The sequence below is a fragment of the Actinoplanes sp. NPDC051494 genome (assembly GCF_044454705.1).
Taxonomy (GTDB): domain Bacteria; phylum Actinomycetota; class Actinomycetes; order Mycobacteriales; family Micromonosporaceae; genus Actinoplanes.
In genome coordinates this window covers 194661-209417 of sequence record NZ_JBITDZ010000005.1, presented here as the reverse complement: position 1 = coordinate 209417, position 14757 = coordinate 194661, and the positions used below count along the sequence as shown (strand labels likewise).

Genomic DNA, 14757 nt, shown 5'->3' with positions numbered 1-14757 from the left:
GAAACCCTAGCCGGTGCGGGCATTGATTATCGAGAATATTTACTTGCGAGGGACGGGGTGGTGAGAGTGCCGCTTCTGCGATGACAGTGGCGCTGAAAAGCTCGCAACTGCATGATGAAGACATGGATATCGCCGGCCTCACCGAACAGCAACGGGAACGCTGGACGACGGTCCTGGACCATCTGGCCGGCGCGCTGCCCGAGCGCTGCCGCACCGTCCTGGTCGAGGCGGCCGGCAGTCGTTCCGGTCTGGTCGCCGAGCGGCTGCTCGCCGAGCGGCTGGCCGTCCGGCTGGAGCACCGCTCGCAGGTGCTGGTCGTGACGGGCCGGGACCGGGTGCCCGCCGGTGGCGCGGCCTTCACCGTGTGGGTGCGCACCCCCGCCGGGAATGGCGAGTACCGCGGCGACGACGCGCAGGCGGTGGTCGACCTGCACGACATCACGTGGCCGGTGCTGCGCCACCTCGATCCGGTGCTCGCCGGACCCGACCGGTGGTACCGCACCGAGTCCCGGGCCTTCTTCGCCGCCCGGGCCGCCACCTGGGACACCAAGTTCGGCGACGACCTGCCCGCCTACGCCGCGGCGATAGCCGAAGCCGGCCTGGCGAGCGGCGGGGTGGCGGTCGATGTCGGCTGTGGGACCGGCCGGGCGCTGCCCGCGCTGCGGGCGGCGCTGGGGCCGGCCGCGACGGTCGTCGGGGTGGACCACACCCCGCAGATGCTGGCCGCGGCCGCCGCCCGCGCCCGGGCCTGCGACGCCGTGCTGCTGCTGGCCGACGCCCGCAACCTCCCGCTCGCGGACCGCACGGCCGACGCCGTCTTCGCCGCCGGGCTGATCCAGCACCTGCCCGACCATGAGGTCGGCCTGGCCGAACTGGCCCGGATCACCCGCCCGGGCGGCCGGCTGCTGATCTTCCACCCGTCCGGCCGGGCCGCGCTCGCCGCCCGCCACGGCCGCCGGTTGCGCCCGGACGAACCCCTCGCCGAGTCCGTGCTGCGGGCGAGCGCCGGCCGTACGGGCTGGCACCTCACCACGTACGACGACCAGGATCACCGCTTCTTCGCCGTCGCGGTCCGCGTGCCGTGCTGAGCCGGACTCAGAATGCCCGGTTACGGCCGATGGAGATGTTGCGCGCGCTGTAGAACGTGTCGCCGGCCGGGCCGGTGCCGCCGGAGGAGCCTTCCATCTGGAGGTTGAGGATCAGCCACATGGGCTTGCCGACGAAGTTCGCGCCGCGGTGCTGGGCCTTCCACACGCCGTCGAGGTAGTAGTGGATGTCGACGTCGGTGGCGTTGACCTTGGAGATCCAGACCCGGTACTGGTGCCAGCCGCCGGGGGAGGAGACCGTCACCGGGGTGCTCGACCAGCCGCCGGACGCGTTCTTGTACGTGTTGAACCAGTTCCGGGTGTCGCCCTTGAACTCGAGGATGTCGCTCTCCGGGGGCCAGCTGGTCGCCCCGGTGAGCCAGAACGCCGGCCATGTTCCCGGGGCGGACGGCGCCTGGAACTCACCGCGTACCTCATAGCTCGGGAACTGGTCGTTGACCGTGATCTGGTCCTTGGCGTGGATCGCGCCGGAGTGGTAGTGGATCGGCAGGTAGGGGGTGCTGGAGCTGGTTCCCTCGCTGCCGCTGATCCGGCTCGCCTTGATGGTCAGCACGCCGGGGCTGGGCAGGTAGACCTGGCTGTTGTCGGTGGCGCCGGCGTACATGCGGGCGCTGCCGTTGTGGTCGGAGCCCCAGGGGTAGCGGAAGTTCCATTCGGCGATCAGCGCGGTGCGGTCCTGGAACGAGCTCCCGTCGAGCAGGGTCTCCCAGGTGGCCGCGCTTGCCGGGGCCGGGGCGGCGAGGGTCGCGGCCACCAGGCCGGCGCAGGCGGACATCATCGCGAAGGTGCGGACGGTCCTCATGTCCGTTACGTTAACATCGATGAAACCCGATGTCTTGTCACTCCTCGGCGGGGGCCGCCGCGTCGAGCCTGCGCAGCCGGAGCTGGGTGATCGCGTGGCCCTTGACCTCGGTGATCTCCGCGGTGTGGCCGTCGATGTCGACGATCTCGCCGGGGGCGGTCGGGATGTGGCCGAGGCGGGCCAGCACCAGCCCGGCCACCGTGGTGTAGTCGCCGTCCTCGAGGTGCTCGATGTCGACGCCGATGTCGGGCAGGTCGTGGATCGGGAACGTGCCGGGCAGCACCATCGCGCCGTCGTCCTCGTGCACGACCGACTGGACGTCGCGGTCGGTCTCGTCGTAGATCTCGCCGACGACCTCCTCGACCAGGTCTTCCATGGTGACGATGCCGTCGATCGCGCCGCGTTCGTCGACGACCAGGGCGAGCTGCTGGCGCTGGGTGCGCATCTGCAGCATCGCGTCGGAGACCTTGAGCGTCTCGGGGAGGAACAGCGCGTCGAACTTGTGGTCGCTGACCAGGCCGTCCGCGCCGATCAGGTCGCGCAGGTGCACCACGCCGAGCACGTCGTCGAGGCCGACCGGGCCGACCACCGGGGCCCGGGAGTGACCGCCGGCGACCATCCGGGTGAGCGCCTCGGTGGCGGCGAGGTCGGCGGGCAGCACCATGACGTCGCGGCGGGGCACCAGGATCTCGCGCAGGATGCGGTCGGCGATCTCGAACGCGCCGGAGATGATGGTGCGCTGCTCGGCCGAGAAGTCCTGCTGGGCGGCGACCATGTCGCGGATCTCCTCGGTGCTGACCTCCTCGCGGCCGGCGTTCGGGTCGCCGCCGAGGATCCGTACGACCAGGTCGGTGGACTTGCCGAGCAGCCAGATCGCCGGGCGCGACACCGTGGAGAGGATGTCGAGCGGGCGGGCGACCAGCAGCGCCCAGCCCTCGGCGCGCTGCATGGCGACGCGTTTCGGGGCGAGCTCGCCGACCACCAGCGTGAAGAACGTCAGCACGATGGTGACCACGACGATCGCCGCGGGTTCGGCGGCGGTGCCGAGGAAGCCGAGCGGGCCGATCAGCGGCTGGGCCAGCGACACCGCCGCGGCCGCCGAGGCCAGGAACCCGGCGAGGGTGATCCCGATCTGGATCGTGGCCAGGAACCGGTTGGGGTCCCGGGCGAGTTTCGCCAGGGTCCGCCCGGAGCGGGTCTCGCGTTCCAGCCGCTGCAGCTGGCTCTCCCGCAACGACACCAGGGCCATCTCACTGCCGGCGAACACGGCGTTGAGCAGGACCAGCACCACGACCAGGACGATCTGCCACCCGTAACCGCCCACGGCGGATCCTCAACTCCTCGAAACAGAAGGTATGAGGGATCAACTGTAGTGGAGCCCGCGGATCGAGGCGTCGAGCACGGTGGCGGTGTGGGCGACGGGCAGCTCGTGGCCGAGCTTGCGGGCCGCGGCGCGGATCTGCATGAGGCAGCCCGGGTTGGCGGTCACCAGCAGCGAGGCGCCGGTGGCGAGGACCGCCCGGGCCTTGCGTTCGCCCAGGTCAGCGGCGGGTTCCGGGTGCAGGATGTTCCAGACGCCGGCCGAGCCGCAGCAGATCTCCGGGTCGGCCACCTCGGTGACCGTCAGCCCGGGGATCGCGGCGAGCAGGGCGCGGGGCTGGGCCCGGATGCCCTGGGCGTGGGCGAGATGACAGGCGTCGTGGTACGCGACCGTGCGCTCGATCGGGTGACGTCGCGCGACCGGGCCGAGCTCCACGAGGAACTCGGAGAGGTCCCGGACCTCGAGCGCGCTGTCGTACTCCTTCATCGTGGAACCGCAGCCCGCCGCGTTGACCACGACACGGTCGACCCCGGCCCGGGCGAACGTGTCGATCGTGCGCCGGGCGAAGACCGCCGCTTCGTCGGTGCGCCCGTTGTGCGCGCTCAGCGCGCCGCAGCAGCCCTGGGCCGGCGGGATGATCACGTCGCAGCCCTCGGCGGCGAGCACCCGGATCGTCGCGGCGTTGACGTCGGGGAAGAACGCGCTCTGCACGCACCCGGTCAGCATCCCGACGACGGCCCGGCGCCGGCCGCGCGCGGGCACCAGCCGTGGTGGCGGGGGCACCCGGCGCAGCGTGGGGATCAACGACTCCAGGGTGCTCAGCGTCGGGCCGAGCAGGCCGGGGCGGAACCGCAGGCCAGTGCGCTGGTACGCCCGGATCGGCCCGCGCAGCAGCCGCAGCCGCCGGGGATGGGGGAACAGCGCGAAGATCGCCGCCCGCCGGGCCCGGTCGAGCAGGCCCCGCGACGGCACCCGGGCCCGGGCGTCCTCGATGAGCCGGTGGTACTGCACACCGGACGGGCACGCGGTCACGCACGCCATGCAGCCGAGGCAGTTGTCGATGTGCCGGACGGTCGAGCCGGCCATCGGCTCGCCCTCGAGCGTGAGCTTCATGAGGTGGATCCGGCCGCGCGGGGAGTCCGGCTCCTCGCCCCACAGGGTGTACGTCGGACAGGTGGGCAGGCAGAAACCGCAGTGCACGCAGTCGTCGGCGAGCGTGCTGAGGACGTCGCGGGGAACCTCGGTCATCAGATGCCTCCCACGAAGCGGCCGGGTGCGAAGCGGTGCCCGGGGTCGAACTGGTCCTTGACCCGGCGCATGAGCTCCAGCCCGGGCACCGGCCCCCACATGTCCACGCGCTGCCGGACCGCGGCCGGGGCGGTCAGCACCACGGCGTGGCCGCCGGCCCGGTGCGCGGCCTCGCGCAGGCCGGGCAGGTGCGAGTAGAGGACCCCGGTGCCGGCCGAGCCGCGTACCGGTCCGGGCAGCGACGCGATCGCGGACAGCGGCACGCCGATCTTGACGCCGGTGCCGCCGGGCTCCCACGGGTACCGGCCGAACCACGGCGGCGGTTCGGGGGAGCAGCTGCCGCCGAGGACCTTCTCCAACCGGGCGGCCCGGTCCCGGACGCCGTCGGGAGTGCCTTCCACGAGTACGGCCAGCGTGGCCGAATAGCCGTCGAACTCCACCGCCGACGGGACCACCTGTTCCGCCCGGACCGCGGCGAGCTGGGCGTCGAGGCCGGACACCGGCACCGTGACGAACGCCCGCGCCCGGGGGACGGGGTGCAGGCGGAACACGCACTCGGTGATGAGGCCGAGCGTTCCGTACGAACCGGTGTACAGCTTGCCCAGGTCGTACCCGGCGACGTTCTTGACGACCTTGCCACCGGCCCGGGTGACCGTGCCGTCGGGCCGCACCACGGTGATGCCGATGAGCAGGTCGCGGGCGGTGCCGTACAGCATCCGGCGCGGCCCGCTGGTGTCGGCCGCGACCGTGCCGCCGACGGTGGCGCCGGGCAGCGGGTCGTCGAGCGCGAGCTGCTGGGTGCCGAAGTCGAGGGTGGACAGCGGGGTCCCGGCGCGCACGACGGTGATCAGGTCGCCGGCCGCGTGCTCGACGACACCGGTGAGACGCCGGGTGTCGATGATCAGGTCGACGTGCCGCGGTGGCAGGCCCCAGTCGAGCTTGGTCGCGCCGCCGCGGACCACGATCGTGAGGTCCCGGGCGGCGGTGACGACCGCGGCGGCCTCCTCGGTCGAGGCGGGGGACGCGACGAAACGCGCGGGTACGCCCTGGACGGTGTCGGCGTCGGTGGCCGGGGCCCAGAGCGCCATCAGAACACGTCCACGCCGGGGAACGCGCGGGCCCGATGGCGGCCGGGGACCTCGCCGCACAGCCGGGGCGTCGGGAAGATCTTGCCCGGGTTGGCCAGGCCCGCCGGGTCGAACGCACAGCGCAGCAGCTGCATCGTGACCAGGTCGTCGGCGCTGAACATCCGCGGCATGTACTTCGCCTTGTCGGTGCCGACGCCGTGCTCGCCGGTGATCGAGCCGCCGTACTCGACGCACAGGTCGATGATCGCCCCGGAGACCGTCCCGGCCCGCTCGTCCTCGCCGGGCACGGACGCGTCGAACAGCACCAGCGGGTGCAGGTTGCCGTCGCCGGCGTGGAACACGTTCGCCACCCGGACCCCGTGCGCGGCAGCGACCTCGCCGATGCGCCGCAGCACCTCGGGCAGCGCGGTCCGCGGGATCACGCCGTCCTGCACGATGTAGTCCGGGCTGATCCGGCCGACCGCCGCGAACGCCGACTTGCGCCCCTTCCAGAACAGGGCCCGCTCGGCGGCGTCGGCGGCGACCCGCAGCTCGGTCGCGCCGGCCGCCCGGCACAGCGTGGTGACCTCGGCGAACTGGGCGTCGACCTCGGCGGCCGGGCCGTCCAGCTCGACGATCAGCACCGCGCCCGCGCCCTCGGGATAACCGCAGGCCACGGCCGCCTCCGCGGCCTCGACGGCGAGCGCGTCCATCATCTCCACGGCGGCCGGGACCACCCCGGCGGCGATGATCGCCGAGGTCGCGGCGCCGGCCTGCGACATCGAGGCAAAAGCGGCGAGCAGGGTACGGACGGACTCCGGCAGCCGCGTCAGCCGTACCGTGATCTCGGTGGCGACCCCGAGCGTGCCCTCCGCGCCGACGAACGCGCCCAGCAGGTCGTACCCGGGCGGGTCCGGTGCCGGGCCGCCCAGCTCGACCACCGCGCCGTCCGGGGTGACGACCCGCGCGCCGAGCACGTGGTTGGTGGTGAAGCCGTACTTGAGACAGTGGGCGCCGCCGGAGTTCTCCGCCACGTTGCCGCCGATCGAGCAGATCTGCTGGCTGGACGGGTCCGGCGCGTAGTAGTAGCCGTGCGCGGCGACGGCCTTGCTGACGTCCAGGTTGATCACGCCGGGCTGCACGACGGCCCGTTCGTCGGCGGGCCGGACCGCGATGATGTCGCGCATCCGCGACATCACGATCAGCACGCCCTCGGCGTGCGGCAGGGCGCCGCCGGACAGGCCGGTCCCGGATCCGCGGGCCACGAACGGCACGCCCGCCGCGACACAGGCCCGCACGGTACGGGCCACCTCGCCCGTGTCGCGGGGCAGCACCACCAGGCCGGGGACGACGCGGTGGTGGGCGAGCCCGTCGCACTCGTAGGTCCGGCGCTCCTGCCGGTCCGTGACGACCCGGTCCGCGCCCAGCTCGGCGCGGAGTGCGGCAGCGATCGTCGTCAGCGACGTCATTGCCTCAACGTAACGCTCTTGTTTCGCTCCGTACAGGGCTATTTACATGCGTCTATGCTTCCGTAGTGTCTCCTGCTGGAGAGATCCTCCAGCCCTTCACAGGAGGCTTGCGTGCGTCTACGCAGACGGTCCGCCCTCGCGGGAATCCTCGCCGCTACCACTCTCGTCGCCGTCGCGCCGCTGGGTGCGAACGCGGCACCACCGGCCGATCCGCAACCCCTCGCGACGTCACCGCACGCCGGTGACCACCTCGACGAGGAATACGAGTTCGTCGACAACCGCGGTGCCGCCGCCCCGACCACGGCCCAGCGGTCGAAGGTCGCCGCCGATGACAACGTTGTAGCCCGCTGGAACAAACTGGGCACCCCCGCCTCGGTCACCCCGCTCGACGGCCCGCTCGCCGCCGGGTTCACGGGTGACGCCGAGACGGTCGCCCGTACCTATCTCAAGGGTCAGACCGGGCTGTTCGCCCTGCGCCCGGCCGCCGTCGACGAGCTGGAGACCGTCGCGGTCTCCACGATCGGCGAGGGCGCGGTGGTCCTGCTGCGCCAGCGGTTCGGCGGGCTGCCCGCCGCGCACGACGGCCTCGTCGCCGTCGCGGTCAAGGACGGCGAGGTCCTGCGGGTCACCTCGTCGCTGAGCCCGCGCACCGACACCCCGGCCGCCGCGACCCTGCCCGCGGCCGAGGCCCTCGCCGGTGCCCTCACCGACGCCAAGATCGCCCGCGCGGACCTCGCCACCCAGCGGGTCCGCCTCGTCGCCGTCCCGATGCCCGGCGCCGCACCCCGCGCCGCGTACGAGGTGGTGATGCAGTCCACCGACAGCGAGCACCCGCTCGGCTACACCACCTATGTGGACGCCGTCGACGGCAAGGTCCTCGTCCGCGAGAACCTGGTCAACTTCGCCGAGGACGACCCGCACTGGAAGGTCTTCCCGGCCACCCCGGCCGCGGCCGGCACCGACACCCGCCAGACCTGGTGCGCCGTCGCGGCCACCGGCTGCTCCCGGCAGGTCCTCGACCCGGCCACCGGCAAGGCCTGGGACATCGACGCGGCCACCGGCACGCCCACGTTCACCACGACCGGCAACTCCGCCGAGTCGGTGCGGCTGTGGGGCGACGGCTCGCCGGCCACCCCCGCCACCGCGAAGACCGACCGGGAGTACGTGTACCCGTTCACCAACCAGTGGAACACCAGCAAGTGCGACCCCACCACGCTGGCGTCCGAGCAGCACGCCGACGTCGACGCGGCCACCGCGAACCTGTTCGCGATGCACAACCGGATGCACGACTGGTCGTACGAGCTCGGCTTCACCGAGGCCACGTGGAACCTGCAGAAGACCAACACGCTGCCGTACGGCAAGGGCAACGACGCCGAACGGGGCAACGCCCAGCAGGGTGCGGCGACCACGACCACCCGCAACAACGCCAACCAGTCGACCGGCCCGGACGGGGTCCAGCCGGTCACCAACATGTACATGTGGCAGCCGTTCGCGGGCAGCGTTTACCCGCCGTGCGTCGACGGTGACTTCGACATGACGGTCATCGGTCACGAGTACACCCACGCGATCAGCAACCGGATGGTCGGCGGCCCGGACGCCAACATCAGCTCCACCCAGGGCGGGGCGATGGGCGAGAGCTGGTCCGACCTCATGGCCATGGAGTACCTGTTCGAGAGCGGCTACACCCCGCGCGGCAACACGCCGTACGTCACCGGTGCCTACGTGACCGGCGACCTCGCCACCGGCATCCGCAACTACGACATGAGCAACAGCCCGCTCAACTACTCCAGCTACGGCTACGACCGCGGCTCGGCCGTGCACTCCGACGGCGAGATCTGGAGCGCCACGAACTTCGACGTACGCCGCGCGTTCCTCACGAAGTACGGCTCCGGCACCCGGGCCCAGCAGGAATCCTGCGCGGCCGGCACCACCCCGGCCGCCGAGTGCCCGGGCAACCGGCGCTGGGCGCAGCTGGTCTTCGACTCGTTCCTGCTCACCGCGACCGGCGCGATCAGCATGCTCGACATGCGCGACAACATGCTGACCGCGGACGCGCTGCGCTTCGACGGTGTCAACGCCGACCTGATCTGGAACGCGTTCGCCGCCCGCGGCATGGGCGCCGGCGCGTCCAGCGGTGTCTCCGACGCCGACCCGGTGCCCAGCTTCGCGTCGCCGTACGTGGAGAACGCCGAGGTCACGTTCCGGGCCCTCGGCGAGGCGGCCGGCAAACCGGTCCGGCTCTACGTCGGTGACTACGACTTCGGCGCCGTCCCGGTCGCCGACACCGACCCGGCCACCACGCTGCCGGCGACCGTGACACTGGCCCCCGGGACGTACAAGTTCCTGGCCATCGGCGCGGGCTTCGGTCACAAGCGCTTCACCCAGACCGTGTACCCCGGCGTCACCTCGCAGGTCGGCGTCGTCATGCCCACCAACCTGGCGTCCGCGACCGCGGGTGCCACCGTCACCGGCGACGGCACCAACGCCGCCCGCCTCATCGACGACGCCGAGGGCACCATCTGGACTGCCAACGGCGGGGGAGCGGCCGGCAAGCAGGTCACCGTCGACCTGCCCGGCGACACCGCCAAGCTCGTCTCCCGCGTGCAGGTCAGCGCGTTCCCGGGCGCGGCGGCGGCCACCTCGCTGATGTACAGCACGGTCCGCTCGTTCGAGGTGCTCACCTGCAACGCCACGACGGGCGCCGACTGCGCGAGCGACGCCGGCTACAAGGTCGCGTACACCAGCGCGGCCAACGCGTTCGACACCGCCCAGTACCGCCCGAAGGTCCCCAACCTGATCCTCAAGTCCTTCCCGGTCCGGCCCGGCCTGGCGACCCACGTCAAGCTCCGGGTCCTGAGCAACCAGTGCGTCGGCAACCCGCTGTACGCCGGCGAGCAGGAGAACGACCCCCGCAGCGCCTCCGACTGCGCCACGGCCTCCGCCGCGGCCCAGAACGCGGCCGCCGCGGAGTTCCAGGTCTTCAGCAGCTGACGCCGTGAAGGGGCACGCCACGGCGTGCCCCTTCACCACCCGTCGCGGACCGGGATGCGGCAGAATGCACGGATGACCTCACGGTGGTCCATCCGCTCGGAGAATTCCCTGCTCAGCATCGGCTCGAAAGATTCCGTGCTGTCCATCGGCTCGGTCGGGTCGGCGCTCTCGGTCGGCTCGGCCGGCTCGTTCGCGTCCGTGCTGTCGGTGGGCTCCGCGTTCTGCGTGGGCTCGGCGCTGTCCGCGGTCTCGATCCTGTCGGTCATGTCCTGGCGCTCGCGCCGCGCGGTGACCGCCGCCGGCAAGGGTGGAAGATGTCGTTCATGACAATCGCCGCGGAGCTCGCCCGGAGCAAGCAGGTCAGCCTGACCACGTTCAAGAAGGACGGCACCCCGGTCGCCACCCCGATCTGGCAGGTGACCGAGGGCGCCGAGATGTACCTGGTGTCGCAGGCCGAGGCGTGGAAGGTCAAGCGGATCCGGCGCGACGGCCGGGTCACGGTGACCGCGTGCGACATCCGGGGCAAGGTCGAGCCCGGGGCGCCCACCGCCGAGGGCACGGCCACGCTGCTCGACGGGCCGGGCACCGAGAAGGCGCGGGCGCTGCTGGCCCGCCGCTACATCACGTCGCGGCTCGGCAACTGGTTCAGCACGGTGCTGCGGCTGCCGCGCAAACCCCTCATCGGCATCGTCATCCGTTTCTGAGGCCACTTCACACCGGCCTGACACCGTACGGACGAGAATGTCGCCTCATGTCGATCTTGCGATGTCCGGCCACCCGGTCCACGATGGCGCTGCGGTCCATGATGGCGCTGCGGTCCGCGGCGGCGCTGCTGGCCGGGACGGCGCTGCTGGCCGGCTGCGCGGCGGGTCCGGTGGGCGGTCTCGCCGAGCCCAGCATCCCGCCCACGGCCATCTCCTCGACTGCCTCGTCCGGGCCGGCCTCCTCGTCCGGGCCGGCCACGTCGAGCGGGCCGGCCACGTCTAGCGGGCCGGCCGGGCCGGGGATCGCGCCGTCGGCGGTCGCGGGTGCCGGTGGGCCGAAAGCCCACCACGGCTGGTCCGAGGCCGACATCCCGGTCTTCGCCCCCGCCCCCGTGCCGGAACGCGTCATCCTGCCCGGCACCGACGGCTCGGCGCCGTACCTGTCCCGGGTGCCGACCGCGCAGAAGGTCGCCTTCATCACCATCGACGACGGCTACCTCAAGCATCCGGAGGCCCCGGCCCTGCTCGCCGCCGCCCACGTGCCGGTGACGCTGTTCCTCACCGCCGACGCCGTACGCGAGGACCCTGACTACTTCCGGCCGCTGATCGACGCCGGCGCGGTGGTCGAGGCGCACACCATCAGCCACCCCGACCTGCGCGGCACGTCGTACGCGACCCAGAAGCACCAGCTCTGCGGTTCCGCCGACGAGCTGGCCGGCTGGTTCACCCGCCGCCCGGTGCTGTTCCGCCCGCCGTACGGCAACAAGGACGCGACGACGCTGCGCGCGGCCCACGACTGCGGCCTGAAAGCGGGCTTCATGTGGCGGGAGACCGTTCACAAGGGCAAGGTGCGTTACCAGGGCGAGCACCGGGTCCAGCCCGGCGACGTCATCCTGATGCACTTCCGCGAGGCGTTCCCCGCCGACTTCCTCGCCGCGTTGCGGGCCATCCGCAAGGCCGGGCTGACCCCGGCCCTGCTGGAGGACTACGTCGCCTGACCGTTGCCGCCTGACCGTTACGGGATCTGGCGGCGCATCGAGTACGTGACGCCGTGCAGCCGGTGCGGCTCGTTCACGACGTGTATCGCGGCCCGGTCGTAGGCCTGCCAGCCCGCGGCCCCGGCCCGGTTGAGGTGCCGCAGGTCGTCGAAGCGTTCGTCGGTGCCCCAGCGCAGGACCCCGCCGGGGTGGTTGAAGGTCGCGGTCCAGTCCATGTAGCGGTCCGAGCCGAACGTGCCGGCCGCGCGGTATTCGAGGCGTGCGTACTCCCAATTCGTCACAATGACGATTATCGCTAAGTGAGCCGGGCTCGCCTACCGAGACGCGCGGTCGCGACTCCTCAACCCGGGTCGCGCGGCGCCGATCTGAGCGGTCATGCAGTCGATACCGCGCGCCGGCATCCTCGGTACGGGCTCCTACGTCCCCGAGCACGAAGTGACGAACGAGGCCCTCGTGGAGCGGGTGACCGACACCACCCCCGAGTGGATCTCCCGGAAGACCCTGATCGAGGCCCGGCGCTTCGCCGCCCCGGACGAGGCGACCTCCGACCTCGCCACCCATGCCGCCCGCGCGGCCCTGGAGAGCGCCGGGATCACCGCGGACCGGCTGGACTACCTGATCGTGTCCACCTCGACCGGGGACTCGCCCCAGCCGCCGACCTCGTCGCTGGTGCAGCACGCGCTCGGCGCCCACCGGGCCGCCTGCCTCGACATCAACGTGGTCTGCGCCGGTTTCGTGTTCGGGCTGGCCCTCGCGCGGAGCCTGATCGCGGTCAACCCCGGCGCGGTGGTGCTCGTGGTGGCCGCCGACATCTACTCACGGGTGCTCGACTTCGACGACCGCCGCACGGCGATCCTGTTCGGCGACGGGGCCGGTGCCGCGGTGCTCGGCACGGTGCCCGAGCCGTACGGCCTGATCGACACCGAGCTGGTCACCCGTGGCGACGCGCACGACCTGATCCACATCAAGGCCGGTGGCAGCCGCCTGCCCGCGTCGGAGCAGACCGTCGCGGACGGTGACCACTTCTTCCGGATGAACGGCCGGGGCGTGCGCGACTTCGTGCTCGCGGGCGTGCCCCCGGTGCTGGCTGACCTGCTCGGGCGGGCCGGGATCACGCCCGGGCAGGTCACCCATTTCGTGCCGCACCAGGCCAACGGGGTGATGATCCAGGAGCTGGTGGAGGCGGCGGGGCTGAGCTCGGCGCGTACCCACCTGGTCCTGGACCGTTATGGCAACACCGGCAGCGCCTCGGCGGCGGTCGCGCTGGACGCCGCCGCCCGCGAGGGGGCGTTCAAGGACGGAGAGCTGCTCCTGCTCGCCGGTTTCGGCGGCGGCATGTCGGTGGGCGCGGCACTGCTGCGCTGGTACGGACCACCGGCCGGAAAATAGTCGCCGGCACCGTCGATCCGCGGTGGGTGAGGCGGAACGCGCGTTCCGCAGGTCCATGATCAACCGGATCCGCGAAGATCGGTCGCAGTCGCTATGATCCGCGTTCATGGATCATGCAGGTAACCCGCCGGCCGCGGAACGCGCAACCGGCACGGCGCGGGACGGCGTGGGGCGGGATGTCAACGCGCGGGACGTCGACGCGCAGGACGTCGCGGAGGAGCGCCGGATCGCCGACGGTGTCGCGGCCGAGCGGCTCACGTTCTTCTCCGACGCGGTCGTCGCCATCGCCATCACGCTGCTGGCGCTCGAACTGCCGGTGCCGGCGGCGCTCACGAACGCCGAGGCGTGGCACGAGGTGTCGGCCGACCGCGCCGAGTATCTCTCCTTCCTGATCAGCTTCGTGGTGATCGGCGCGCACTGGGCCAGCCACCACCGCCTGTTCCGGCACGTCGACCGGGTCGGCGGGCGGCTGTCGCTGCTCAACCTGCTGTGGTTGCTGATGCAGATCCTCACCCCGTTCGCGGCCAAGGTGCTCAGCGGCGACGGCGCGTTCCAGTTCCGCTTCGGCCTGTACGCCACGGTGCAGGCGCTCGCCGGACTGCTCTTCCTGCTGCTGGTCCGGGAGATCCGGGCGCATGGCCTGTACCGTCGCGGGACCCCGCCGGAGCTGTTCCCCAACGCCTACGTCGGTGCCGGCATTCTCGCGCTCGGCTTCGCGCTGTCGGTCCCGGTCTCGTTCGTCACCGAGCAGTACGCCTACGACCTGTGGTTCGCCGTGCCGGTGCTGACCGCGGTGGTCCGCCGCCTGATCAGGCGCAACCGGCGGCCCTGAGAGCGGTCAGGACCAAGCCGGGCGGTCACGACCAGTCCGGCACGATCGCGTCCGGGGCGGTGAACGTCGCGAACGCGGTCGTGTCGCGGAACGCCGGGATCTTGTACAACGCCCGGGCGTACGACCACAGGTGCGGGTACACGTGCAGGCCGGGGTTGATCGTGCGGCGGGCGTTCGGGCCGACGTCCCAGCGCACCAGGCGGACCCAGAGCCGGATGTCGGCCTCGGTGAGGTCCTCGCCGAGCAGGAACCGCGAGTGCGCCAGCCGCGCGTCGAGCTGCTCGAACGTCTCCAGCACGGTCTCCCGGTCAGGGCTGGTCACGGCCGGGGCCAGCCAGCGGTCGAGCTCCTCGATCTTGTCGGCCAGAGGTGCCGGGTACGTCGCCACGAGCGGCGTGGCCACGTCCTGGAACCGGGTCGCGAGGTCGATGCCGATGGTCCGCGCGTCGTTGCTGACCAGCCGGGACGTGCTGCGGTCCCAGAGCGCGGGGACCGAGACGTGGCCGTCGAAACCGGGCTCGGACGCCTCGTAGGCCTGGCGCAGCAGGGTGAAGCCGTTGACCGGGTCCGGGCCGGTCGCCCCGCGGAACGCCCAGCCACGGCCGTCGCGTTCGCCGTCCACGTAGGACACGCTGACGACGTCCACGAGGCCGGCCAGGGCCCGGGTGATCGCGACCCGCTGGTACCACGGGCAGAACCAGGCCCCGTACACGTGGTAGCGGCCCTGATCGGGTTCGGTGATCCGGCCGTTGGCCGTGAAGAGCCGGCCGGCCTGGTACTCGCCGTGGGTCGCCACATCGACGGGGGAAGCGGTCGTCATGGTGCGAAGA

Annotated in this window: 14 protein-coding genes; 7 read left to right on the top strand and 7 right to left on the bottom strand. The window is 72.1% G+C overall.

The features are described 5' to 3' along the window. Positions 1 to 122: 122 nt before the first annotated feature. Complete coding sequence (locus ACIA6A_RS20150; RefSeq protein WP_396099235.1) at positions 123 to 1088, top strand: class I SAM-dependent methyltransferase; 966 nt, start codon at positions 123 to 125, stop codon at positions 1086 to 1088. Positions 1089 to 1095: 7 nt separating this feature from the next. Here the strand turns inward: ACIA6A_RS20150 and ACIA6A_RS20145 are convergent, their stop codons facing one another. Genes ACIA6A_RS20145 through ACIA6A_RS20125 form a run of 5 tightly spaced genes read right to left on the bottom strand, consistent with a single transcriptional unit; the run spans position 1096 to position 7013 of the window. After that, complete coding sequence (locus tag ACIA6A_RS20145; protein WP_396099234.1) at positions 1096 to 1908, bottom strand: family 16 glycosylhydrolase; 813 nt, start codon at positions 1906 to 1908, stop codon at positions 1096 to 1098. Between the two features lie 37 nt (positions 1909 to 1945). Then, positions 1946 to 3232, bottom strand: coding sequence for a hemolysin family protein (locus ACIA6A_RS20140; protein ID WP_396099233.1), 1287 nt, complete (start codon positions 3230 to 3232; stop codon positions 1946 to 1948). A gap of 39 nt (positions 3233 to 3271) precedes the next feature. Then, positions 3272 to 4477 (bottom strand): (Fe-S)-binding protein, encoded by a 1206-nt coding sequence (locus tag ACIA6A_RS20135; protein ID WP_396099232.1) that lies wholly within the window; start codon positions 4475 to 4477, stop codon positions 3272 to 3274. Next, a complete protein-coding gene (locus tag ACIA6A_RS20130; protein ID WP_396099231.1) occupies positions 4477 to 5565 on the bottom strand; it encodes an FAD-binding oxidoreductase in 1089 nt (362 codons plus the stop codon). Before ACIA6A_RS20130 ends, ACIA6A_RS20135 begins: the two co-directional genes overlap by 1 nt. Further along, the gene (locus ACIA6A_RS20125; protein ID WP_396099230.1) at positions 5565 to 7013 is read right to left on the bottom strand and encodes an FAD-linked oxidase C-terminal domain-containing protein; all 1449 of its coding nucleotides are present in this window, start codon (positions 7011 to 7013) and stop codon (positions 5565 to 5567) included. The genes ACIA6A_RS20130 and ACIA6A_RS20125 overlap by 1 nt, the downstream gene beginning before the upstream one ends. A 111-nt stretch (positions 7014 to 7124) precedes the next feature. Here ACIA6A_RS20125 and ACIA6A_RS20120 point away from each other — a divergent pair, with 111 nt between their 5' ends. The 4 genes from ACIA6A_RS20120 (at position 7125) to ACIA6A_RS20105 (ending at position 11706) form a co-directional block, all read left to right on the top strand. Next, positions 7125 to 10004, top strand: coding sequence for a M36 family metallopeptidase (locus tag ACIA6A_RS20120; protein ID WP_396099229.1), 2880 nt, complete (start codon positions 7125 to 7127; stop codon positions 10002 to 10004). A gap of 72 nt (positions 10005 to 10076) precedes the next feature. Further along, a complete protein-coding gene (locus ACIA6A_RS20115; protein WP_396099228.1) occupies positions 10077 to 10331 on the top strand; it encodes a hypothetical protein in 255 nt (84 codons plus the stop codon). Beyond that, entirely contained in the window at positions 10328 to 10708 is a 381-nt protein-coding gene (locus tag ACIA6A_RS20110) for a PPOX class F420-dependent oxidoreductase (protein WP_396099226.1), read from the top strand. Before ACIA6A_RS20115 ends, ACIA6A_RS20110 begins: the two co-directional genes overlap by 4 nt. Before the next feature lie 47 nt (positions 10709 to 10755). Continuing rightward, positions 10756 to 11706 (top strand): polysaccharide deacetylase family protein, encoded by a 951-nt coding sequence (locus ACIA6A_RS20105; protein WP_396099224.1) that lies wholly within the window; start codon positions 10756 to 10758, stop codon positions 11704 to 11706. Between the two features lie 17 nt (positions 11707 to 11723). Here the strand turns inward: ACIA6A_RS20105 and ACIA6A_RS20100 are convergent, their stop codons facing one another. Then, on the bottom strand, positions 11724 to 11987 hold the full coding sequence (locus tag ACIA6A_RS20100; protein ID WP_396099223.1) for a hypothetical protein: 264 nt from the start codon (positions 11985 to 11987) through the stop codon (positions 11724 to 11726). Positions 11988 to 12081: 94 nt separating this feature from the next. On the opposite strand from ACIA6A_RS20100, the gene ACIA6A_RS20095 reads away from it, so the two are divergent. Next, on the top strand, positions 12082 to 13095 hold the full coding sequence (locus ACIA6A_RS20095) for a 3-oxoacyl-ACP synthase III family protein (protein ID WP_396099222.1): 1014 nt from the start codon (positions 12082 to 12084) through the stop codon (positions 13093 to 13095). Between the two features lie 106 nt (positions 13096 to 13201). Then, positions 13202 to 13927: a TMEM175 family protein gene (locus tag ACIA6A_RS20090; protein WP_396099220.1), complete on the top strand. Its 726-nt coding sequence runs from the start codon at positions 13202 to 13204 to the stop codon at positions 13925 to 13927. A gap of 25 nt (positions 13928 to 13952) precedes the next feature. Here the strand turns inward: ACIA6A_RS20090 and ACIA6A_RS20085 are convergent, their stop codons facing one another. Then, positions 13953 to 14747 carry a glutathione S-transferase C-terminal domain-containing protein gene (locus ACIA6A_RS20085; protein ID WP_396099219.1) on the bottom strand — a complete coding sequence of 265 codons (795 nt, stop codon included), beginning with the start codon at positions 14745 to 14747 and terminating at the stop codon, positions 13953 to 13955. Positions 14748 to 14757 lie beyond the last annotated feature (10 nt).